At 70.6% G+C, this 19,115-nt stretch carries 21 protein-coding genes, 1 tRNA gene and 4 pseudogenes; 12 read left to right on the top strand and 14 right to left on the bottom strand.

Annotation, left to right across the window (positions count from 1 at the left end; genetic code table 11):
* Positions 1-128: 128 nt before the first annotated feature.
* A complete protein-coding gene (gene rpmF, locus H3H54_RS07935; protein WP_087483383.1) occupies positions 129-299 on the top strand; it encodes a 50S ribosomal protein L32 in 171 nt (56 codons plus the stop codon).
* A gap of 129 nt (positions 300-428) precedes the next feature.
* Here rpmF and rsmI read toward each other — a convergent pair whose 3' ends face one another.
* Entirely contained in the window at positions 429-1,271 is an 843-nt protein-coding gene (gene rsmI, locus H3H54_RS07930; RefSeq protein ID WP_262426182.1) for a 16S rRNA (cytidine(1402)-2'-O)-methyltransferase, read from the bottom strand.
* A gap of 441 nt (positions 1,272-1,712) precedes the next feature.
* Between rsmI and H3H54_RS07925 the strand changes: the two are divergent.
* From H3H54_RS07925 to malQ, 4 genes and pseudogenes are all read left to right on the top strand, one after another.
* Positions 1,713-2,111 (top strand): annotated as a pseudogene (locus H3H54_RS07925) (phospholipid carrier-dependent glycosyltransferase); the annotation flags it as partial.
* Positions 2,112-2,206: 95 nt separating this feature from the next.
* Positions 2,207-2,566, top strand: a complete 360-nt coding sequence (locus H3H54_RS07920; protein WP_262426569.1) for a hypothetical protein — start codon at positions 2,207-2,209, stop codon at positions 2,564-2,566.
* A gap of 29 nt (positions 2,567-2,595) precedes the next feature.
* A complete protein-coding gene (locus H3H54_RS07915) occupies positions 2,596-2,943 on the top strand; it encodes a hypothetical protein (RefSeq protein ID WP_262426181.1) in 348 nt (115 codons plus the stop codon).
* A 111-nt stretch (positions 2,944-3,054) separates the two neighbouring features.
* Positions 3,055-5,181: pseudogene (gene malQ, locus H3H54_RS19560) on the top strand (4-alpha-glucanotransferase).
* On the opposite strand, the pseudogene H3H54_RS07905 reads toward malQ, so the two are convergent.
* The 4 genes and pseudogenes from H3H54_RS07905 to H3H54_RS07890 all read right to left on the bottom strand — a co-directional run bounded on the left by H3H54_RS07905 (position 5,168) and on the right by H3H54_RS07890 (position 7,750).
* Positions 5,168-5,640 (bottom strand): annotated as a pseudogene (locus H3H54_RS07905) (S-ribosylhomocysteine lyase). The pseudogenes malQ and H3H54_RS07905 sit on opposite strands and share 14 nt — an antisense overlap.
* Before the next feature lie 62 nt (positions 5,641-5,702).
* Positions 5,703-6,248, bottom strand: a complete 546-nt coding sequence (locus tag H3H54_RS07900) for a LysR substrate-binding domain-containing protein (RefSeq protein ID WP_262426180.1) — start codon at positions 6,246-6,248, stop codon at positions 5,703-5,705.
* A gap of 9 nt (positions 6,249-6,257) precedes the next feature.
* On the bottom strand, positions 6,258-7,031 hold the full coding sequence (locus tag H3H54_RS07895; protein WP_262426179.1) for an alpha/beta fold hydrolase: 774 nt from the start codon (positions 7,029-7,031) through the stop codon (positions 6,258-6,260).
* The gene (locus tag H3H54_RS07890; protein ID WP_262426178.1) at positions 7,028-7,750 is read right to left on the bottom strand and encodes an alpha/beta fold hydrolase; all 723 of its coding nucleotides are present in this window, start codon (positions 7,748-7,750) and stop codon (positions 7,028-7,030) included. Before H3H54_RS07890 ends, H3H54_RS07895 begins: the two co-directional genes overlap by 4 nt.
* Before the next feature lie 201 nt (positions 7,751-7,951).
* Between H3H54_RS07890 and H3H54_RS07885 the strand changes: the two genes are divergently transcribed.
* A complete protein-coding gene (locus tag H3H54_RS07885) occupies positions 7,952-8,242 on the top strand; it encodes a hypothetical protein (protein ID WP_262426177.1) in 291 nt (96 codons plus the stop codon).
* Positions 8,243-8,327: 85 nt separating this feature from the next.
* Here H3H54_RS07885 and H3H54_RS07880 read toward each other — a convergent pair.
* The 6 genes from H3H54_RS07880 to H3H54_RS18840 form a co-directional block, all read right to left on the bottom strand.
* Positions 8,328-8,400, bottom strand: a tRNA-Ala gene (locus H3H54_RS07880).
* 76 nt (positions 8,401-8,476) lie between these two features.
* Complete coding sequence (locus tag H3H54_RS07875; protein ID WP_262426176.1) at positions 8,477-9,358, bottom strand: inositol monophosphatase family protein; 882 nt, start codon at positions 9,356-9,358, stop codon at positions 8,477-8,479.
* 102 nt (positions 9,359-9,460) lie between these two features.
* The gene (locus H3H54_RS07870; RefSeq protein ID WP_262426175.1) at positions 9,461-10,150 is read right to left on the bottom strand and encodes a hypothetical protein; all 690 of its coding nucleotides are present in this window, start codon (positions 10,148-10,150) and stop codon (positions 9,461-9,463) included.
* A gap of 8 nt (positions 10,151-10,158) precedes the next feature.
* Positions 10,159-10,350 (bottom strand): hypothetical protein, encoded by a 192-nt coding sequence (locus H3H54_RS07865; RefSeq protein WP_262426174.1) that lies wholly within the window; start codon positions 10,348-10,350, stop codon positions 10,159-10,161.
* A 36-nt stretch (positions 10,351-10,386) separates the two neighbouring features.
* The gene (locus H3H54_RS07860) at positions 10,387-10,905 is read right to left on the bottom strand and encodes a GNAT family protein (protein ID WP_316249165.1); all 519 of its coding nucleotides are present in this window, start codon (positions 10,903-10,905) and stop codon (positions 10,387-10,389) included.
* On the bottom strand, positions 10,788-11,243 hold the full coding sequence (locus tag H3H54_RS18840) for a hypothetical protein (protein WP_316249248.1): 456 nt from the start codon (positions 11,241-11,243) through the stop codon (positions 10,788-10,790). The genes H3H54_RS07860 and H3H54_RS18840 overlap by 118 nt, the downstream gene beginning before the upstream one ends.
* A 184-nt stretch (positions 11,244-11,427) precedes the next feature.
* Here H3H54_RS18840 and H3H54_RS07855 point away from each other — a divergent pair, with 184 nt between their 5' ends.
* The 5 genes from H3H54_RS07855 (at position 11,428) to H3H54_RS07835 (ending at position 14,449) form a co-directional block, all read left to right on the top strand.
* The gene (locus H3H54_RS07855; RefSeq protein ID WP_262426173.1) at positions 11,428-11,772 is read left to right on the top strand and encodes a 5-formyltetrahydrofolate cyclo-ligase; all 345 of its coding nucleotides are present in this window, start codon (positions 11,428-11,430) and stop codon (positions 11,770-11,772) included.
* A gap of 75 nt (positions 11,773-11,847) precedes the next feature.
* The gene (locus H3H54_RS07850; RefSeq protein ID WP_262426172.1) at positions 11,848-12,186 is read left to right on the top strand and encodes an FmdB family zinc ribbon protein; all 339 of its coding nucleotides are present in this window, start codon (positions 11,848-11,850) and stop codon (positions 12,184-12,186) included.
* A 160-nt stretch (positions 12,187-12,346) separates the two neighbouring features.
* Positions 12,347-12,970 carry an SAF domain-containing protein gene (locus tag H3H54_RS07845; protein ID WP_262426171.1) on the top strand — a complete coding sequence of 208 codons (624 nt, stop codon included), beginning with the start codon at positions 12,347-12,349 and terminating at the stop codon, positions 12,968-12,970.
* Positions 12,971-13,037: 67 nt separating this feature from the next.
* Positions 13,038-13,469 carry a large conductance mechanosensitive channel protein MscL gene (gene mscL / locus H3H54_RS07840; RefSeq protein WP_262426170.1) on the top strand — a complete coding sequence of 144 codons (432 nt, stop codon included), beginning with the start codon at positions 13,038-13,040 and terminating at the stop codon, positions 13,467-13,469.
* A gap of 134 nt (positions 13,470-13,603) precedes the next feature.
* On the top strand, positions 13,604-14,449 hold the full coding sequence (locus H3H54_RS07835; protein ID WP_262426169.1) for an A/G-specific adenine glycosylase: 846 nt from the start codon (positions 13,604-13,606) through the stop codon (positions 14,447-14,449).
* Between the two features lie 18 nt (positions 14,450-14,467).
* Here H3H54_RS07835 and H3H54_RS07830 read toward each other — a convergent pair whose 3' ends face one another.
* The 3 genes and pseudogenes from H3H54_RS07830 to H3H54_RS07820 all read right to left on the bottom strand — a co-directional run bounded on the left by H3H54_RS07830 (position 14,468) and on the right by H3H54_RS07820 (position 18,550).
* Entirely contained in the window at positions 14,468-14,941 is a 474-nt protein-coding gene (locus H3H54_RS07830; protein ID WP_262426431.1) for an amino-acid N-acetyltransferase, read from the bottom strand.
* Positions 14,829-15,797: a DedA family protein gene (locus H3H54_RS07825; RefSeq protein ID WP_262426168.1), complete on the bottom strand. Its 969-nt coding sequence runs from the start codon at positions 15,795-15,797 to the stop codon at positions 14,829-14,831. Before H3H54_RS07825 ends, H3H54_RS07830 begins: the two co-directional genes overlap by 113 nt.
* A gap of 169 nt (positions 15,798-15,966) precedes the next feature.
* Positions 15,967-18,550 (bottom strand): annotated as a pseudogene (locus tag H3H54_RS07820) (ATP-dependent Clp protease ATP-binding subunit).
* Positions 18,551-18,777: 227 nt separating this feature from the next.
* Between H3H54_RS07820 and H3H54_RS07815 the strand changes: the two are divergent.
* Positions 18,778-19,020, top strand: coding sequence for a DUF6458 family protein (locus H3H54_RS07815; protein WP_262426167.1), 243 nt, complete (start codon positions 18,778-18,780; stop codon positions 19,018-19,020).
* Positions 19,021-19,115: the final 95 nt, after the last annotated feature.

Below are 19,115 nucleotides of genomic sequence, written 5' to 3'. Positions count from 1 at the left end.
CAAGATGGGTCGTCGTTGCGCGTCCTTTCGTGCACCCGAGCGCCCCGATTCCTCAGGACCGGGTTCGGGTCGCTGCTCGGGACGGACGCCAGCGCCCGTTCATCCTCCGGACCGTCAAGGAGCATCCCATGGCAGTGCCCAAGTTCAAGATGTCCCGCTCGCGCACGCACTCCCGCCGCTCGCAGTGGAAGGCCAACAACGCCGACCTCGTGCAGGTGACGGTTCGCGGCCGTACCGCTTCCGTGCCGCGTCGCCTCGCGAAGGCGTACCAGCGCGGCCTCATCCAGATCGAGGACTGATCACCCCGCAGCGCGCTCGCGCTGCGCAGGAGATCAGCTGAGACTGACCTTCTGACCACGCCCCCGGCAGCTGCTGCCGGGGGCGTTGTCATGTCCGGACGGCGAAGCGCTCACCCGGAGCACCGCGGTTCAGCGACGGCGGCTCAGGGCGAGATCGTAGAGCTCGCTGGCTCCCACCCCGGGGTGGCTCCGGGCGATCTCCTTGGCCGCGTCCTTGAGCCGCGCCCCGGCCTCGGCGCGGGCCAGCACCTGGTCGACGAGGTCCTCCGCGCTCGCGGCGACAGGTTCCGCTCCGGCCACGACGAGCACCACCTCGCCCAGCACCTCCCCGCCCTCGGCCCAGTCCACGAGCTCCGCCAGGGAGCCGCGGACGATCTCCTCGTGGGTCTTGGTCAGCTCCCGCGCGACCGCGGCGCGGCGATCGGGCCCGAAGGCCTGGACCATCGCGGCGAGGGTCGCGGCGGTGCGGCGCGGGGACTCGAAGAACACCATCGTGCGCTGCTCGTCGATCAAAGGGTCCAGCGCCGTGGCCCGCCGCCCGTCGCGCCGGGGCGGGAAGCCCTCGAAGGTGAAGCGGTCCGGGGCGATGCCGGAGGCTGCGAGGGCGGTCAGCACCGCTGAGGGGCCGGGGATGACGGTGATCCGGAAGCCGGCCTCGGTCGCCGCGCGCACAGCCTGGAACCCGGGATCGGAGACCACGGGCATCCCGGCGTCCGTGACGATCAGGACCCGCTGCCCCGCGGCGAGGGCCTCGAGCAGCACTTCGGTGCGCTCGGCCTCGTTGTGCTCGTGGTAAGAGATGATCCGCCCGGTGGTCTCCACCTCGAGGTCTCGTACGAGCCGGGCCAGGCGCCGGGTGTCCTCGGCGGCGATCAGCTCCGCCTCGGACAGCGCCCGCATCAGACGCACCGAGGCATCCAGCGGGTTGCCGATCGGGGTGGCGGCGAGGGTGAGGACTCCGGGTTCGAGCATCCCGCCATGCTAGCCAGCCCGCGGCTCGGCGGCTCCGCAGGCCCCCGGTGTGGATGTCCTAGCATGTGCGAGTGCACACGGAGGAGGAAGCGACCCACCGCGCCGCCGTCAAGGACGAGCCGGGCGCGCTTCGCGCCTCCTACCGGCGGCGGCTGAAGACCTTCGATCTTCCTGCCTCGCGAGCAGCGTGGGCAGGGGCGATGGCGCTGCTCGGGCTCGCACTGGTGCTGCGGCTGTGGGGCCTGGGCGCGATCGAGGAGCTGATCTTCGACGAGACCTACTACGTCAAGGACGGCTACGCCATCACGCAGGAGGGCGTGGAGATGTCCCTGGCCCGAGGAGCCGGACGCGGCGTTCGAGGCCGGGGACATCGACTCCTACGAGGCGGACGGTGCGTATGTGGTCCATCCTCCGCTCGGCAAATGGCTGATCGGCGGCGGGATGACGCTGCTGGGGGCGGACAGCCCCTGGGGCTGGCGGCTCTCCTCAGCGCTGCTCGGCTCGCTGGCGGTGCTGCTGCTCGCACGGATCGGGCGCAGGCTGTTCCGCTCGACCACCGCAGGGCTGATCGCCGGGTTGCTGCTCGCGGTCGACGGGGTGACCCTGGTCCACTCCCGCACCAGCCTGCTGGATCCGTTCCTGATGTTCTTCGCCCTGGCCGCCTTCGGGGCGCTGCTGATCGATCGCGACCGTTTTCGTGAACGGCTCGCGCTGGCCGCTGCGCGGATGCACATGAGTGCAGAGGCCGCTCCTGCGCTCGGCGCCTCCGGCGGCTTGCGCCCGTGGCGGCTGCTGGCGGGGCTGCTGCTGGGCATGGCGTGCTCGGTGAAGTGGTCCGGGCTGTACTTCGTGGCGGTCTTCGGGATCATGACGGTGCTGTGGGACTGGTGGGCGCGCCACACGGCCGCACAGCGCGACTGGCTGCTCGGGGGCTCGTGCGGGATGCGATCCCCGCCTTCTTCGCGATCGTCGGCACTGCCCTGGTCACCTACGTGGTCTCGTTCGCCGGCTGGTTCGCGAGCGACACCGGCTACAACCGTCACGTCGCCGCGGAGAAGGGCCTGGGGACCGGGAACGGGCTGCTTGACTCGCTGCACTCGTTGTGGCTGTACCACGTCCAGGCCTACAGCTTCCACGTCGGTCTCGATTCCGAGCATCCCTACGAGGCGCATCCGGCGGGGTGGCTGCTGCAGCTGAGGCCCACGAACTTCTACTACCGCTCCTACGAATACGGTGAGCAGGGCTGCGAGGTCGCCAAGTGCGGGGCGCACATCCTCTCGGTGGGGAACCCCTGATCTGGTGGCTGGGGACCCTCGCCGTCGTGGTGACCGTGGTACTCGCGGTGCTGCGCCGGGACGGTCGTGCCTGGGCGGCGCTGTCAGGCCTGATCGCCGGGTACGTGCCGTGGCTGCTGTACACGGACCGGACGATCTTCACCTTCTACACGGTGGCCTTCGCCCCCTGGCTGATCCTGTGCCTGGCCTATGTGATGGCGCTGGTGATCGGTCCAGCGGGCGGCGACCGTGACCGGCGCCTGGCGGGCGGGCTGTTCGTCGGCTCCCTGCTGGTGCTGATCATCCTGGTCTCGGCGTTCTTCTGGCCGGTCTGGACGGGCCAGGTGATCGATGTGGAGCAGTGGAGCTACCGGATGTGGCTGCCCTCCTGGACCTGACCGTCCCCCTACGATGGCGACATGCCACACGGACTGAGTACTGCCCGGGAGGCCCGCTCCCGTCCCGCAGCCGGTGGGAGAGCCCGCTCGCCGGGCCGTTACGATTGCCGCATGGCCTCAGATTCCTCAATGCTGCGAGATCTCGCCCGCGACCTCGGCGTCAGCACCCAGTATTGGGGGTGGGACGGCACCCAGAAGGATGTCGCCGACGCCACCCTGCACGCGATCCTCGGCGCGCTCGGCGCGGAAGTGCGCTCCGAGCAGGACGTCGCCGCTGTCCGCGCCGCCCGCGAGCGTGAGCCATGGACCCGCACGCTCCCTCCTGTGACCGTGCTGCGAGAGGACCGCGCCTCGACCATTCCCGTCCATGTCGATGACGGTGCCTCCGTGCAGGTGCATCTGCGTTTCGAGGACGGCGATCGGCGCGATCTGGAGCAGGCCGAGGACCACACGCCGCCCTTCGACCTCGACGGGACGCTGCGCGGCCGTGCCCGCTTCCACCTCCCGGCAGGGCTCCCGCTGGGCTGGCATCGGCTGGTCGCCGAGACCGAGCAGGGCTGCTCCGAGGCCGATCTCGTGGTCACCCCCGCCCGGCTCACCGTCCATGAGGACTTCGCCTCGCGCCGCGCCTTCGGGCTGCAGGCACAGATGTACTCGGTGCGCTCGGAGCGCTCTTGGGGCATCGGCGATCTCGCCGACCTGCGGGATCTCGCCGCCATCAGCGGCGCCCGCCATGGCGCGGATTTCCTGCTGATCAACCCGCTGCACGCCTCGTACCCGACCGCTCCGGTCGAGCCCTCCCCCTACCTGCCGGTGACCCGCCGCTTCACCAGCGCGCTCTACCTGCGCATCGAGGACATCCCGGAGTACCGGGAGCTGCCCAGCTTCGCTCGCCAGCGCGTGGAGCTGCTGCGCGAGGGGTGCGCGGCTGGAACTCCCGCGTCGACCGCCTCGAACGCGATGAGGTCCTCTCCGCGAAGCTCGAGGCCCTCGAGGAGATCCTCGCCGTGCCGCTGACCGCGGGCCGTCGCGCCCTGCTGGACGCCTACCGCGCGCGTGAGGGTCGGGGGCTCGAGGACTTCGCGCTGTGGTCCGCGATCGCCGAGAGCGTGCACGGAACTGCCGACGAGGCCTGCCTGCAGAACCTCGACGAGGCCACGCTCGCACAGGCCCGCCGCGAGCTGGCCGACCGGATCGAGTTCCACCTCCGCGTGCAGTGGCTGCTGGACGAGCAGATGGGCGCGGCGCAGTCCGCGGCCCGGGACGCCGGGATGCGGATCGGGATCATGCACGACCTCGCCGTCGGCGTCGAACAGATCGGCGCGGATTCCTGGCGACTGCGCGATGTGCTCGCCGACGGCGTGGCCGTCGGCGCCCCCGCCGATCAGTACAACCAGCAGGGACAGAACTGGCATCAGCCGCCATGGCACCCGGAGCGCCTGCGCGACGCCTCCTACAAGCCCTGGCGCGACATGCTCCGCACCCTGATGCGGCACGCAGGCGCGCTGCGCATCGATCACGTGCTCGGCCTGTTCCGGCTGTGGTGGATCCCCGAGGGACAGGAGGCGGCCGACGGCGCCTACGTCTCCTACGACCACGAGGCGATGATCGGGATCCTGGTGCTGGAGGCCCAGCGCTCGGGCACCCTGGTGGTCGGTCGGTGAGGACCTCGGCACCTTCGAGCCCTGGGTGCGCGACTACCTGATCGATCGCGGGATCCTCGGCACTTCGATCCTGTGGTTCGAGTACGACGGGGAGCGCAGGCCCCTGCGCGCGGAGGACTACCGCACGCTGTGCATGGCCTCGGTGAACACCCATGACCTCCCGCCGACCGCCGGATACCTCCAGGGCGACCACGTGGCTCTGCGCCACGAGCTGGGCTTGCTCGAGCGCGAACTCGAACAGGAGCATGCGGCGGATGCAGCCGGCCGTGAACAGGTGCTGGACCTGCTGCGCGCCGAGGGGCTGCTGTCCGCGGGTGCGGACATCGAGGAGACGGTGATCGCGCTGCACCGACACCTGGCGCGCACCCCGTCGATGCTGCTGGGCGTCTCGCTCGTGGACTGCGTGGGAGAACGTCGGATCCAGAACCAGCCGGGCACCGACGAGGAGTACCCGAACTGGAGGATCCCGCTCGCGGACGCGCAGGGCGCGCCGGTCACGGTCGACGACATCGCGACCGATGCGCGCACCGCACGCCTGCTGACGGCGGTGCGCGAGGGGATCAGCTCACGCTGACCTGGTCCCACGCTGCGCGCTGATCGAGGAACTCGCGAGCAGCCCGGTGCGCGCCCTCGAGGGTGTGGTGGGCTCCCCAGCCGCACTGGATCTCGTTGGCGGCGGGCACCTCGCTCGCAGCGAGCAGATCGCGCAGCGTCGCCTCGAGGACGGGGGCGAAGCCCTCGACGGTGTGGTCCCCACCAGCAGCACATAGAAGCCGGTGCGGCAGCCCATCGGAGAGACGTCCAGGACGTCCCCGGAATGGTTGCGCATGTGCTCGGCCATCATGTGCTCGAGGGAGTGGACCGCCTCGGAGTCGAGGTGGGTGACGTTGGGCTGGGTGAAGCGCACGTCGAACTTCGTGAGCACATCACCTCCGGCGAGCTCCTTGCGGTCCGCGATGCGGAGGTACGGGGCGGCGACGGTGCGGTGGTCGAGGTTGAAGCTCTCGACGTTCATGTGGGGCTGCTCGGTCATGGAGGATGCTCCTTCGTGGTGCGGTCGGTGGCAGGCGTGCAGGGCGTGGCTGAAGCGCGCGGTCAGCGGCTGGAGCGGGCGGTGCGACCCCGGACGACGCCGACGAACTCCTGACGCACGGCGTCGTCGGCGGCCCGGGGCCAGGCGAGGGCGATGCGGGTCGGCTCCGCATCGCGCAGGATCCGCGAGGCTGCGTCCTTGCGGTGATGGAGCCGGGCGAGCGACAGCGGCATGCGGGTGTAGCCGATCCCGGTGGCGACGACGGCGACCCGCTCCGCAGCATCGTCGAGATGCGTCGAGGGGATCTCGGTCTCTCCCTCGAGATCGTCCTCGCCGATCTCGTCGAGCAGGCTGAGCGCGTTCTCGGTGCCGACGACGATCGCGGCGCGCTCCTCCCACAGCGGCACGAGGTGCAGGTCCTCGGAGGCGTGCGGGAGGCGGACGAAGCACATGTCGACCTCACCGTCCGTGAGCGCGGCGCCCTGACGGGAGAGCGGCACGGGGACCAGCTCGAGCCAGGCCTGCCGGCGGCCCGACTTCCAGCGGCGGAGGAAACGGTCGGGCTCGACGCCCGGGACGAAGCCGACGCGGAGGGTGGTGGTGTGCATGGCCCCAGCCTACGGCCCTTCCGGAGGCTTCCGCTGCTCGCGCTGGGTGCGGTCCAGGACCCGCAGCAGATCGGCGTTGAACCTCCCGGGCGCCACGAGGTTCACCATGTGGTTGCCGTACGGGAGCGTCTCCACGCGGCCCCGAGGCGCAGCTGCTGCGAAGATCCGCTCATGGGCGCGGAACTGGTCGCCGCGGCCGTGGAGGAAGGTCACGGGTGCCGCGATCCGGGCCAGGTCCGCGCGGAGGTCGAGCGAGGCGACCGCGGCGAAGGCAGGGGCGACCACGGACAGGTCGGCGCGGCCGCCGCGGAGGTAGGCGCGAGCACCGTCGGCCCCGAGCAGCCAGCGGAACATCCATCCGCCGTCGCGCATGCCGGGCACCGCCTCCGCCCAGCCGAACAGCTGCCCGTACAGCTGCGTTCCGCGAGGTCCCGGCTGCAGAGCGGCCCCGCAGGCGACCAGCCCGCCCAGGACGCCCGGTGACGTCTCGATCTCGGCGGCGGCTCGCATCGCGAGCATCCCGCCCAGCGAGCTGCCCACCAGATGCACGGGCAGGCCGCTGCCCGCATGGCTCCGGCGGACGGCCTGCTCGATGGTGGCCAGTGCTTCCTGGAGGGTGAAGGGCTCATCTCGCCGACTGCCGTGGCCGGGCAGATCCGGGGTCAGCACACGGTGGCCGGCCGCACGCAGGGACGGCAGCTGCAGATCCCATTGGCTGTGCGAGGTGCGGGTCCCGTGGATCAGGACCACCGGCCAGGGCTCGCCGACCCCGTCGCTGCTCATGCCGGGACGTCCTGCGTCACCGCGGCGGCCGCGCAGCGGCGCAGCAGCTTCGCGAAGCGCTTGGGGCGGGAGAGGTTCGCGATGTGCCCGGCGTCCTCGAGGATCACCAGCTCACCGTCCTCGGCGGCCTGGAGGAACAATCCCTCGTGGCGACGGAACGGATCATGCTCCCCGTTGACGAAGGTGACCGGGACGTCGATCGCGGCGACGTCGGCGAGCAGATCGAGGCCGCCGATGAAGCGCACCACGGACCGGACCACGCCATGGGCGCGGCCACCTCCGTAGTAGCGCTTGGCGGCCTTGCGGGTGTTCCGGCGGGCGAAGGCGCGGCTGACCCGGGCGTCGGAGTCGCCGGGGAGCCAGTCCTTCATCGAGATCCACAGCCCGTACAGGCGTGCCGTCGCCGGGCCCGGGACGATGGTGCAGCCGGCGGCGACGACGCCGGCCAGCCTGCCGGGGTGCGTCCCCGCCCAGTGAAGGGTCAGGTAGCCGCCCAGAGACAGTCCCACCAGCAGCGGCGGCTCCGCACAGGCGGCGACGGCCTCGTCGATCGTGGCCAGCGCCCCGGTGAGCGTGAACGGCTCCCCGCGGCGGCGGCCATGGCCCGGCAGATCCGGGGCGGTGACCTCGAACCCGCGCTCCCGCAGACGTCGCAGCTGGCCCTTCCACATGGTGCGCGAGGAGCGGACGGCGTGGATCAGCACGATGCTCTGCGTCATGGGTGGTCCCCTCCCCGTACGGCACGGCCAGCTCCCAGCAGGAGCGTACCGGCTGCGGCGGCTCCTCTGCCGGTCGCACGCCCGACAGACCCAAGGGCCTCCACGGCGTCAGTGCTGCGGGGCCCGCTGTGCCATGCGCGGATAGCCTTCCCCCATGCCCAGCTATCGCATGCACCTGCCGATCGGCGCGCTCCGCCGAGGATGCTCCCCGTCGATGTGATGGAGCAGGCCGTGCTCGCGCTCGGCACCCTGCACGTGGTCGAGCAACAGGACGTGGAGGCACCGACCGTGGGCGGCCGACGGGTGGGGCGGGTGGCGCTGCGCTTCGCGGTCGATGCGACCACCCACGACGCCGAGGATGCTGCCGCGCGCCACGCGCTCGCCGTGGTCATCGAGCACCTGGAGGACACCGCGGCGAGTGTCGGCCCGGGCGAGGCCGTGGTGCTCACGCGGGGTGCGGGAGGCCGGTTCCGACCGATCGCTCCACAGTGAGCGCCGCCGGCCCGCGACCGCTTCCATGACCTTCTCCTGGAAACAGAAGAACCCCCTGGCCAATTTCCTGACCAGGGGTTTTCGGTGGAGCTAGGGGGATTCGAACCCCCGACCTTCTCATTGCGAACGAGACGCGCTACCAACTGCGCCATAGCCCCATGTCGCGTGGCGACCACGACAGATTAGCACTGCTCAGGGGCTGCTGTCGCATGGGGTGGAGCGCCTTGACGAAGCTCACACAGCAGTGCTGCGCAGCTCCTGCAGCTCGCTGTGCAGCTCGTCGAGCACGCTGAGGCGTTCCTGGCCGGTGCAGGCCACGTAGGCGGGCTGCAGGTGATCGGCCTGCTCGATGCCGCCCTTCCCGGGCCAGGTGCGGATCGTGCCGCCGGCCTGACGCAGGATGTGGAAACCTGCCGCCACGTCCCAGGAGTTGATGCTGCCCAGGGAGGTCGCGTCGGCCCAGCCGGCGGCGACGTATGCGAGCTCGAGCGCTGCCGTGCCGAGGTGGCGCACGGAGGAGACCCCGTTGTCGAGCGCACGCTGGGCCCGGGCGGCGAAGTCGGGGAACTCGTTCCCGATCCGCTGCCCGGGGAAGCCGGAGAGCACCAGCGCGTCGGCGGCGGGGCGGGTGGAGCGTGGGCGCAGCGGGCGCCCGTTGAGGGTCGCTTCGCCGTCGGCCGCTGCGAAGACCTGACCCAGGATCGGCGCGTCGATCACACCGGCGACCAGCTCGTCATCGACGGTCACACCGATCGAGACGCAGAACAGCGGCAGGCCCGCCGCGAAGTTGCTGGTGCCGTCGATGGGGTCGACGTAGAAGCTGACCTCAGGTCCCTCGGTACCGGGGGCACGCTCCTCCGCGGGCCGCTCCCCGCCCTCCTCGCCGACGATGCGGGCGGTGGGCAGCAGGCGCCGCAGCTCGGAGACGATGATCTCCTCGCTCGCGCGGTCGTGCTCGGTGACGATGTCGTGGCTGGAGGTCTTGTACTCGCGGGCCATGCCATCGCGGTCCAGGCCGCGGATGTACTCGGCGGCGGCGAAGGCCGCGGTGGTCGCGATCTCCAGCAGCTGTGAGGGCGAGGGGACGGACGGGGACAGGGGCGCGGTGGTGTTCATCGCTGTCAGGCTAGCCGTCCCCGTGCGTGACGGGGCGTTCGCCTGCGGTGCGGACGCCTCAGCCACTGCGTGCTGCTTGCGATGCGGCGACCCGCGGCCATCTCAGGCTCGGCGGCGGGCGAGGATCTCGTCGAGCTGGAGATCCTGTGCCGGCGCGAAGCTCTCCTCGACGGCCTCGAGCTCTTCCACCTGCTCGCTCTCGAGCGGCACCGAGGTGGCCATGATGCTCTGGCGGTGGGCGGCGTGGCGGCTGGCGAGATCGTCCACCTCGCCGCGCAGTGCATAGGTGGGCCGGGGCACGGGCCGCGGGGTCCACTCCCCCGGGCGGGTGACCTGCTCGGCGGCGCGCTCGGCGCCCGTCTCGAGCCGCGTGGCCTCGTCCTGCGTGGTCGGCGCGGCGGTCTCGGGAGCAGCGGCCGGCGTGGCGGCGACCTGGCGGTCCGAGGCGGTGTCCCGTCGGCGGGCGGTCTCCTGCTCGGCGCGCTGCTGGCGGGCGAGGGTGGCGGCGCGGGTGATCCGGGCACGACGTTCGAGCTCGATGCGCCGCAGTCCCACGAGGTAGGCGGCGACTCCGATCAGAGCGACGCCCGGCAGCCACCAGCTGACGACCTGGGCGACGGCGAGGCCGAGGAGCGCCGCGGTCGAGGCCAGCAGCACCCCGAGCGCCACTCGGAGCAGCCGGCGCGAGCGGGCGCGCTCCTGGACGAGGTCGATGCGGGTCCCGGGCTCGGCATCGAAGCGGGGCCGACGCGTGGGGTCAGCGGGGCGCAGGAGCAGGCGGTCCTGGGACATGGGCGGGTTCACCTCGGCGGTAGGGCGGCGGGCGTGGACGGCCGCGGAGAGGTCCCGCGCCTGGGGGTCATCTCTGCATCGTCGGCGGCACGGGCACGGCCCATGACGTCACGACGGCTCGCGGTGCGCGGCAGCGCGTACGCCAGCCACAGCAGCAGCAGGATGCCGAAGAGGACGGCTCCGAGATTGATCGACTCCACACCGACACACTAGTGACACCGATGTGATTCCCCTGGTCACGTCACGGGCGTGTCGCCGGGAAACTCTCTGTGAAGTCGTCGCAGCACTCCTCGGCCATCATCTCCCGTGGCCACTTCCTCGGCGGTGAGCGCGAACACGAGGTGGTCACGCCAGGCACCATCGACGTGGATCGCCGCCTGCCGCATCCCCTCGGGGCGCAGGTGCAGCTTCTCGACCACGCGCAGGCTCGCGGCGTTCTCCGGGCGCACGGTGACCTCGATGCGGTGCAGACCGAGCTCGACGAAGAGGTGGTCGATCAGCAGCGCCGCGGCGCGCGGCACCACTCCCCTCCCGGCGGCCTCCCGGTCGACCCAGTAGCCCAGCACCGCTGAGCGCAGGGCGCCGTACTGGATGGGGCCGGCCGTGATCTGGCCGACCAGACGACCGTGCACCGTGATCACCAGCGGCAGATGGGTCCCCAGACGTGCCTGCGACTCGTTCCCCGGCGCAGCGCGCGGAAGGGCGGCATCCCGCGTCCGCTCGCGGGATCGATCGCGTCCCAGGGGCGCAGCCATTCGGCGTTGCGCACCCGCAACCCTTCGAAGGCCGCACGGTCGCGCCGGCGCAGCGGACGCAGTGCCAGCTCTCCGTCGCGCAGTGTCAGCGGCCACACGTGAACCATCGCGTCATAGTAGACGCCCGCGCACGGGCGCACCGTCCCGTCCGTCGACTCCTGCGGGGTTCGGCCGCGGAACAGGCCGTGCTGTGGGAGTCTGGCCCCATGGACCCGGAGATGACCGCAGCGAGGAAGCAGGAGCTGCGCAAGACCCTGCGAGCCCGACGAGCCGCCCGCTACAGCGGCGATGAAGGTGCCCAGCGCCGTGCCCAGGAGGCTCAGCGTCTCCTCGAGCACGCGGCCCCGCTGATCATCGCCGTCGAGAGGGCTGCGGCCTTCTCACGCTCCCAGGGCGCACCCGCCCCCTGGTCGCGGCGTATCACCCCACACCCACCGAGGCCGACATCATGCCGCTCGCCCGCCGGCTGGTGGAGGCGGGCGCCAGGCTCGTCTTCCCCGCCGCTGCCGGCGAGGAGCTGGAATGGATCTCCTGGGACGGCGCGAGCACCTTCCATCCCTCCCCGGGGCCGGCTTCGGCAGAGAGCCGCAGGGTGAGCGGCTGGGGACCGGCGCGCTCGGTGAGGCGATGCTCGTGCTGACCCCTGCTGTGGCCGTCGACCGTTCCCGCACCCGCATCGGGCACGGGGCGGGGTACTACGACCGCGCGCTGACCACGGTCCCCTCGAGCGCGATGGTGGTCGCCGTGGTCCACCCCGACGAGCTGCTCGAGAAGGGTGCGCTGGTGCGCGAGGAGCACGACGTGCCCATACCCGCCGTGCTCACGGCCGACGCGCTCGTCTCACTGGTCACCTCAGCGGGCTTCTGAGCTCATCGCGGTCGTAAGATGGTCGATGGTCGGCCCCGTGCACGACCTGCCCATCGATGACCCCGGAGGATCCGCGTGCCCACGTACGTCTATGCCTGCAAGAGCTGCGCACATCGTTTCGAGCAGTACCAGAGCTTCAGCGAGGACTCTCTGGTGACCTGTCCCGAGTGCACGCAGGACACGCTGCGCAAGGTCTTCGACTCCGTCGGCATCGTCTTCAAGGGCTCGGGCTTCTACTCCACGGATTCCGCGAGCTCCGGGTCCTCCACCGCGTCCGCGGGCTCTTCGAGCTCTTCCGGGGAAGCCTCCCCGAGCTCCTCGGAGCCGGCCGCCGCGAAGAGCGCCCCGTCCTCCTCCACGAGCGAGGGCTCCGCGACGTCCGCGAGCGCTCAGCCCGCCGCCGCAGCATCCTGAGCTGCTCGGTCCGGTAGATCCATAGATCCTCCACGGAGACACTGGGCAGCGGCGAGGACGGCCACGCCTCCGACACTGACTGTTCCTCCCCAGAGGGGCCTCATCCACCTAACTGGTGTGGGGATCCCGGAGCGCTCGTCGCCGCTCTAGCGTCGGCCGCATGCTCACCCGACTCCGCAGTCACCTGCCCGCCTGGCGCCGTGCCCTGCGTCGCCGCCGGCGGGTCCTCGCCGCCCTCGCGCTCGCTGCCATCGCCGCGACACTGCTTCCCACCCTTCTGCCGCCCTCGGTCCAGGGGGTCGAGGCGCTCGTCGTCACCGAGGACCTCCCGGCGGGCACCGAGCTGCTGCCCGAGCACCTTCGCACCGTCCGCGTCGCCGAGGAGCTCGTCCCCGCGGAGGCGCCGAATGCCCCCGAAGACGTGCTCGGGTCGGCCACCGCTCATCCGCTGCCGGCCGGGACCCCGCTGCTGCCCACCATGCTCGCCGGTCATGAAGAGACGATGCTCCCAGAGGGGACGGCGCTGATGGCTGTCCCCGTGTCCGAGGTGCTCCTGCCCCATCTGGCACCGGGAAGCAGGGTTGAGCTGTTCCCCACGGATGCCACTGCCGGGGCACGGGCCGGGATCACGGCCCAGGTCGTGGAGGGTGTCCCTCACGAGTCCTCGGGCGTCGCACTGGGCGGCTCCCCGGTGCATCGCCCGAGATCCTCGTCGCTGTGCCGCGTGCACACGCGGGAGAACTGGCTCACGCTCTCAGCGCAAGCGCCGTGGCCGTCTCGGTGATCGGTTAGAGTCCGTGCGGAACCGCTGCTGCGGTTCCTCCCCATCCCCGACCCGAGAAGGATTCCCCATGAAGGGTTTCAAAGACTTCGTCATGCAGGGCAATGTCATCGACCTGGCAGTCGGTGTCGTCATCGGCGGCGCTTTCACCGCGCTGATCGGCGCCTTCGTCGACAACCTGATCCAGCCGGTGATCAATGTCTTCGGCGGCAACAACGTGAACGGCCTCTCGTTCACGATCACGAACGAGGCCACCAGGGTCGATATCGGAGCGGTCCTCTCCGCGGTCATCGCCTTCCTGATCACGGCGGCCGTCGTCTACTTCGTCTTCGTGCTGCCGATCTCCAGCGCACGCAAGCTGGATCGCAAGCGCCGTGGCCTTCCCGAGGAGGAGGAGAGCGCAGTCTCCGAGGACATCGTCCTGCTCACCGAGATCCGCGACGCGCTCACCGCACAGCGCGGCGGCGCCGCCCCGTCCGGCGGCACCACGCCGCAGGTCTGAGCGATATGCGCGGTGCCTCGGCACCATCCCGCGGCGCGGGTCGGGACCACCAGGTCCCGGCCCGCGCCGCTCGTGATGCCCCTGAGGTGCCGGAGGCTGCTGTCTCCTGTGCCGATGAGGATGCCGTCGACGCGGTGATCTCATGGTTCGCCCACGCGGGCCGTGACCTCCCCTGGCGGCACGAGGGCGTCTCCGCCTGGGCGATCCTGGTCTCCGAGGTGATGCTCCAGCAGACCCCCGTGGTCCGCGTGCTGCCGCGCTGGCAGGAGTGGATGGAGCTCTGGCCCACCCCGGCCGACCTCGCCGACGCACCCGCAGCCGAGGTGCTGCGGCGCTGGGACCGGCTCGGCTATCCCCGGCGCGCGCTGCGGCTGCAGGAATGCGCCCGCGCCATCGTCCGCGAGCACGGCGGCGAGGTGCCCCGCGGGGAGGAGGCGCTGCGGGCGCTGCCCGGGATCGGCGAGTACACCGCCGCCGCGGTCACTGCCTTCGCCCACCACGGACGCGCCGTGGTGGTCGACACGAACATCCGGCGTGTGCTGGCCCGCTCCCGCACAGGTCATGCGCTGCCGGATCGCTCCTACAGCGCCGCTGAGCGCGGGCTCGCTGCGCGGAGCCTGCCCACGGAGCGCCTGAGGTCGGTCGCCTGGAACCAGGCGGTGATGGAGCTCGGCGCACTGGTATGCACAGCCCGCTCACCCCGCTGCGCGGACTGTCCGCTGGCCGCCGGCGGCTGCGCCTGGTTCGCCGCGGGCCGCCCGGCACCGGTCGAGGACACCCGGCGACGGCAGGCCTTCGAGGGGACGGATCGACAGATGCGCGGCCAGATCATGGCGCTGCTGCGCCGAGGCGGCTCGGTGAGCGATGAGCAGCTGCTCGACCTGGACCGCGAGGACGTGCCCCGGGTGCACCGCTGCTCCGCGTCGCTGGTCGCTGACGGGCTCGCCGTCCGTGAGGGTGGGAGTCTGCGTCTGCCCTGAGCGGCGGGGCGCCCCGAATCAGCTGCTGCGGTCGAGCAGCTTGATCATGCGCGTGTTCCCCAGAGTGTTCGGCTTGACCCGAGCGAGGTCGAGGAACTCGGCGATCCCCTCATCCGGTGAACGGAGCAGCTGGTTGTAGAGCTCGGGGTCAACGACCTCGCTCATCACCTCGAAGCCGTGGCGCGAGAAGAACTCGACCTCGAAGGTCAGGCAGAACACTCGCGAAAGGCCGAGCTGGACGGCCCGGTCCAGCAGGCAGTCCAGCAGACGGTGACCGAGCCCTGTCCCCCGCTGCTCATCGTGGACGGCCAGGGTCCGCACCTCGGCAAGGTCCTCCCACATCACGTGGAGGGCGCCGCAGCCGACCACCCGGCCCTCCTCATCGGTGGCGACGAGGAATTCCTGCACCGCCTCGTAGTAGGAGACCAGGTCCTTGCCGAGCAGCACCCCCGTGTGGGTCATGGGCTCGACCAGGGCGTTGATGCCTCGCACGTCGGCGGGCAGTGCGGGACGGATGGTGATGCTCATGTCGGGCTCTCTTCTCCGCGAGGTGTGCTCGGCGACTCGACGCCGCCGGTGGCGGCCGGTGAGGGCCGCTGATCCACGGGGCCGGGCTGCTGTCCGTCAGCGGCGGTCTCGCCCGCTCCCTGCTCGGTCGCAGGGCCTGCTCCTGTTGGTGCACGAGCGCCTGCTCCGCCTCACGCTGCTCCGCACGTCGGTCCAGGGCGCGGTGCCCTATCGAGATCATGCGCTCGAGCACGAGGGCCATCACCATGGCGGCGATCAGCGCGACCGTGATGCCGAGAAGGTGGTTGTGCTCGAACCATGCCCCGGCGAGGGCGCCGATCGCGCATGAGTACACCGCCCACACGAAGGTGGACAGCAGCGAGCGGGGCCAGAAACGGCTATGGGGGTAGTGGACGGCACCGGCGACGAGGTTGACCGCGGTCCGCCCGAAGGGGATGTATCGGGCCGTCATCAGGAACACCAGCGCCCGCTTCTGCAGGCCCCGGTCTGCGGCGTCGACCGCTCGGCGTCCCCGGCCTTCGCGCAGGAACTTGAAGCGCTCCCAGCCGATCTTGTTGCCGATCAGGTAGCCGATGTTGTCACCGGTCCACGCACCCAGCCAGGCGGCCAGGCCGATCAGGATGATCGAGGGGCTCCTCGAGGTCGACCACAGCGAGGAGAGCGTCACGATCGTCGACTCGCTGGGCACCGAGGGGAAGAAGCCGTCGAAGGCGGCGAACAGGTACACCACGAGATGGACCCACCAGGCATCTGCGAAGTTGAGGATCCAGCTCTCCAGCTGTCCTGTCAGGGACAGCAGCCAGTCGATGACGTCGACCATGCGTCCTCTCCATCGAAGGTCCCGGTGGACTGCCCGGGACCGGTGGGAAACCCCGGGTGGCGGCTCCCGGTGCGATCAGCTCGAGTCCGGGAACGCGCGCTCGGCCGTGATCGGCCGTTCGCGGCGACGGTGCCGGCCCCGCCTGAAAGACGGGGCCGGCACCGCTGGATCAGTTGGCGCTGGCTTCGGCGCTATCCGTGTCCGGTGCACCCGAACCATCGGTCCGGGTCACCTCCTCGGCACGGGCCTGGGTCATCGACTCGATGTCGATCACCTCGGGGATCGGCTCGAGCGTGCCGCCCTCGCCGGCGCGGCGGGAGAAGGTGAGCTCGCCGAGCAGGCCCTCCCCTTCCGCGTCGACGACGATCTGGTCGCCCACCTGGATCTGACCGAACAGGATCCGCTCGGAGAGGGTGTCCTCGATATCGCGCTGGATGGTGCGGCGCAGCGGCCGGGCCCCGAGCACGGGGTCGTAGCCCTTCTCCGCCAGCAGATCCTTCGCCACCGGGGTGAGCACGAGCGTCATGTCCTTGTCGAGCAGACGCTTCTCGAGCTTGGCGATCTCCAGATCCACGATCTGGACGATCTCCGCCATCGAGAGCTGCGGGAAGACCACCACGTCATCGACACGGTTGAGGAACTCGGGCTTGAAGTGCTGCTTGAGCTCCTCATGGACCTTCGACTTCATCCGCTCGTAATCGGTGGAGAGGTCGCCGCCCGCGGTGAAGCCCAGGGACACGCCCTTGGCGATGTCCCGGGTGCCGAGGTTGGTGGTCATGAGGATGATGGTGTTCTTGAAGTCGACGACGCGACCCTGCGAATCGGTGAGGCGGCCGTCCTCTAGGATCTGCAGGAGCGAGTTGAAGATGTCCACATGGGCCTTCTCCACCTCGTCGAACAGCACCACGCTGAACGGCTTGCGACGCACCTTCTCGGTGAGCTGACCGCCCTCGTCGTAGCCGACATAGCCGGGGGCGAGCCGAACAGCCGCGAAGCGGTGTGCTTCTCGCCGAACTCCGACATGTCGAGCTGGATGAGCGAATCCTCGTCACCGAAGAGGAACTCGGCCAGCGCCTTGGCGAGCTCGGTCTTGCCGACGCCCGTGGGGCCGGCGAAGATGAACGAGCCACCCGGACGCTTGGGATCCTTGAGCCCGGCACGGGTGCGACGGATCGCGCGGGAGATGGCCTTGATGGCCTCGTTCTGCCCGATGACGCGCTTGTGCAGCTCGTCCTCCATGTTGAGCAGCCGCGAGGACTCCTCCTCCGTGAGCTTCACGATCGGGATGCCCGTCGAGGCGGCCAGCACCTCGGCGATGACCTCCTCGCTCACGGTGGTGATGGCATCGGACTCGCCGTGGCGCCAGGCCTTCTCCTTCTCCTCGCGCTCCGTCTTGAGCTTCTGCTCCTCGTCCCGCAGGGAGGCGGCGAGCTCGAAGTCCTGCCCGTCGATCGCCTCCTCCTTCTTCTTGCGGGTCTCTCGATGCGCGCGTCGAACTCCTTGAGTTCGGGCGGCGCGGTGAGACGACGGATCCGCAGGCGAGCACCGGCCTCATCGATCAGGTCGATGGCCTTGTCCGGCAGGAAGCGGTCGTTGACGTAGCGATCGGCAAGGTTCGCGGCTGCCACCAGGGCCGCATCGGTGATGGTCACCTTGTGATGCGCCTCGTAGCGGTCCCGCAGACCCTTGAGGATCTCCACGGTGTGCGCCACCGACGGCTCGTCGACCTGGATCGGCTGGAAGCGGCGCTCGAGAGCGGCGTCCTTCTCGATGTGCTTGCGGTACTCCTCGAGGGTGGTCGCACCGATGGTCTGCAGCTCGCCGCGCGCGAGCATCGGCTTGAGGATGCTGGCCGCGTCGATCGCGCCTTCGGCGGCACCGGCACCCACGAGGGTGTGGATCTCGTCGATGAACAGGATGATGTCCCCGCGGGTGCGGATCTCCTTGAGCACCTTCTTCAGGCGCTCCTCGAAATCGCCGCGGTAGCGGGAGCCCGCGACCAGGGAGCCCAGATCCAGGGTGTAGATCTGCTTGTCCTTGAGCGTCTCGGGCACGTCGCCGGCGACGACGGACTGCGCGAGCCCCTCGACCACGGCGCTCTTGCCGACACCGGGCTCGCCGATCAGCACGGGGTTGTTCTTGGTGCGGCGCGAGAGGACCTGCATGACGCGCTCGGCCTCGTGGTCTCGCCCGATGACCGGGTCGAGCTTGCCGTCGCGGGCGGCCTGGGTGAGGTTGCGGCCGAACTGGTCCAGCACCAGCGATCCGGCGGGCTGACCCTCGGCGGGGCCGCCGGCGTTGGCCGGCTCCTTGCCCTGGTAGCCCGAGAGGCGCTCGATGACTTCCTGGCGCACGGCCGAAGGCTCTGCCTTCAGGCGCGAGAGCACCTTGACCGCGGTGCCCTCACCCTCGCGCAGCAGGCCGAGCAGGATGTGCTCGGTGCCGATGTAGTTGTGGCCCAGCTGCAGCGCCTCGCGCAGGCTCAGCTCAAGCACCTTCTTCGCACGCGGCGTGAAGGGGATGTGGCCGCTGGGGGTCTGATTGCCCTCGCCGATGATGTCGCGAACCTGCTCGCGCACGGCATCGAGGGTCACGCCGAGGGCTTCGAGCGCCTTCGCGCCGACCCCTTCGGCCTCGTGGATGAGTCCCAGCAGGATGTGCTCGGTGCCGATGTAGTTGTGATTCAGCAGCCGAGCTTCGTCCTGGGCCAGGACGACGACGCGACGGGCGCGATCGGTGAAGCGTTCGAACATGGTCCTCCCCGTCCGGTGGTGGTGATGGATCGAGACTACGCGGATTCGCAGCGGATTCGACGCCTGTTCGCCGCTGGCGTGACGCTGCCTCTCGGCCCTCCGCCCCGAGCTCGTCGAGGTGCACGTCGCCTCGACGCGGCGCCCCACGCCCCGGAACCGGCCCGGCCCCACGACCGGAGCGAGTAAGATGGCGTGCGTCACATTCGCACGCTCGGAAGGAGCACCCCATGGGCGCCATCGTCGGCGGCATCATCCTCTTCGTGCTCGGGGCCATTGCCCGTTTCGCACTCGAGTTCGACCTGCCCGGAGTGGACTCCGCGATGCTCGGCACCATCCTGATGGTCGCGGGAGCCGTGCTGTTCCTGGTGGGGCTGCTGCTCATGCTCCGCTCCCGCAAGACGGTCGTGAACACGCAGAACGCGCCGGGACGCTCGGTCTCCGAGCGTCGGGACCCGCCGCCCACCGTCTGAGCAGACCTCCGGGCGGCCGCCATGCACCGAGGCGACAGGCGATACCCTGGTCGCCACGGCCGCCCGTGCCGCGCGAGGCAAGCGCGGACCTCCGG

Origin of the sequence: Brachybacterium sp. Z12, from assembly GCF_014400405.1 — a bacterium.
Lineage (GTDB): Bacteria > Actinomycetota > Actinomycetes > Actinomycetales > Dermabacteraceae > Brachybacterium.
The sequence above is the reverse complement of the archived record's forward strand: the minus strand, read 5'-3'. Positions and strand labels throughout refer to the sequence as shown.

Excerpts from the sequence above, each read along its gene's own strand:
- rpmF (WP_087483383.1), top strand. The coding sequence starts at position 129 with ATGGCAGTGCCCAAGTTCAAGATGTCCCGCTCGCGCACGCACTCCCGC.
- rsmI (WP_262426182.1), bottom strand. The coding sequence starts at position 1,271 with ATGCTCGAACCCGGAGTCCTCACCCTCGCCGCCACCCCGATCGGCAAC.
- H3H54_RS07900 (WP_262426180.1), bottom strand. The coding sequence starts at position 6,248 with ATGCACACCACCACCCTCCGCGTCGGCTTCGTCCCGGGCGTCGAGCCC.
- H3H54_RS07895 (WP_262426179.1), bottom strand. The coding sequence starts at position 7,031 with ATGAGCAGCGACGGGGTCGGCGAGCCCTGGCCGGTGGTCCTGATCCAC.
- H3H54_RS07890 (WP_262426178.1), bottom strand. The coding sequence starts at position 7,750 with ATGACGCAGAGCATCGTGCTGATCCACGCCGTCCGCTCCTCGCGCACC.
- H3H54_RS07885 (WP_262426177.1), top strand. The coding sequence starts at position 7,952 with ATGCTCCCCGTCGATGTGATGGAGCAGGCCGTGCTCGCGCTCGGCACC.
- H3H54_RS07875 (WP_262426176.1), bottom strand. The coding sequence starts at position 9,358 with ATGAACACCACCGCGCCCCTGTCCCCGTCCGTCCCCTCGCCCTCACAG.
- H3H54_RS07870 (WP_262426175.1), bottom strand. The coding sequence starts at position 10,150 with ATGTCCCAGGACCGCCTGCTCCTGCGCCCCGCTGACCCCACGCGTCGG.
- H3H54_RS07860 (WP_316249165.1), bottom strand. The coding sequence starts at position 10,905 with ATGGCTGCGCCCCTGGGACGCGATCGATCCCGCGAGCGGACGCGGGAT.
- H3H54_RS07855 (WP_262426173.1), top strand. The coding sequence starts at position 11,428 with ATGGATCTCCTGGGACGGCGCGAGCACCTTCCATCCCTCCCCGGGGCC.
- H3H54_RS07845 (WP_262426171.1), top strand. The coding sequence starts at position 12,347 with ATGCTCACCCGACTCCGCAGTCACCTGCCCGCCTGGCGCCGTGCCCTG.
- mscL (WP_262426170.1), top strand. The coding sequence starts at position 13,038 with ATGAAGGGTTTCAAAGACTTCGTCATGCAGGGCAATGTCATCGACCTG.
- H3H54_RS07825 (WP_262426168.1), bottom strand. The coding sequence starts at position 15,797 with ATGGTCGACGTCATCGACTGGCTGCTGTCCCTGACAGGACAGCTGGAG.
- H3H54_RS07815 (WP_262426167.1), top strand. The coding sequence starts at position 18,778 with ATGGGCGCCATCGTCGGCGGCATCATCCTCTTCGTGCTCGGGGCCATT.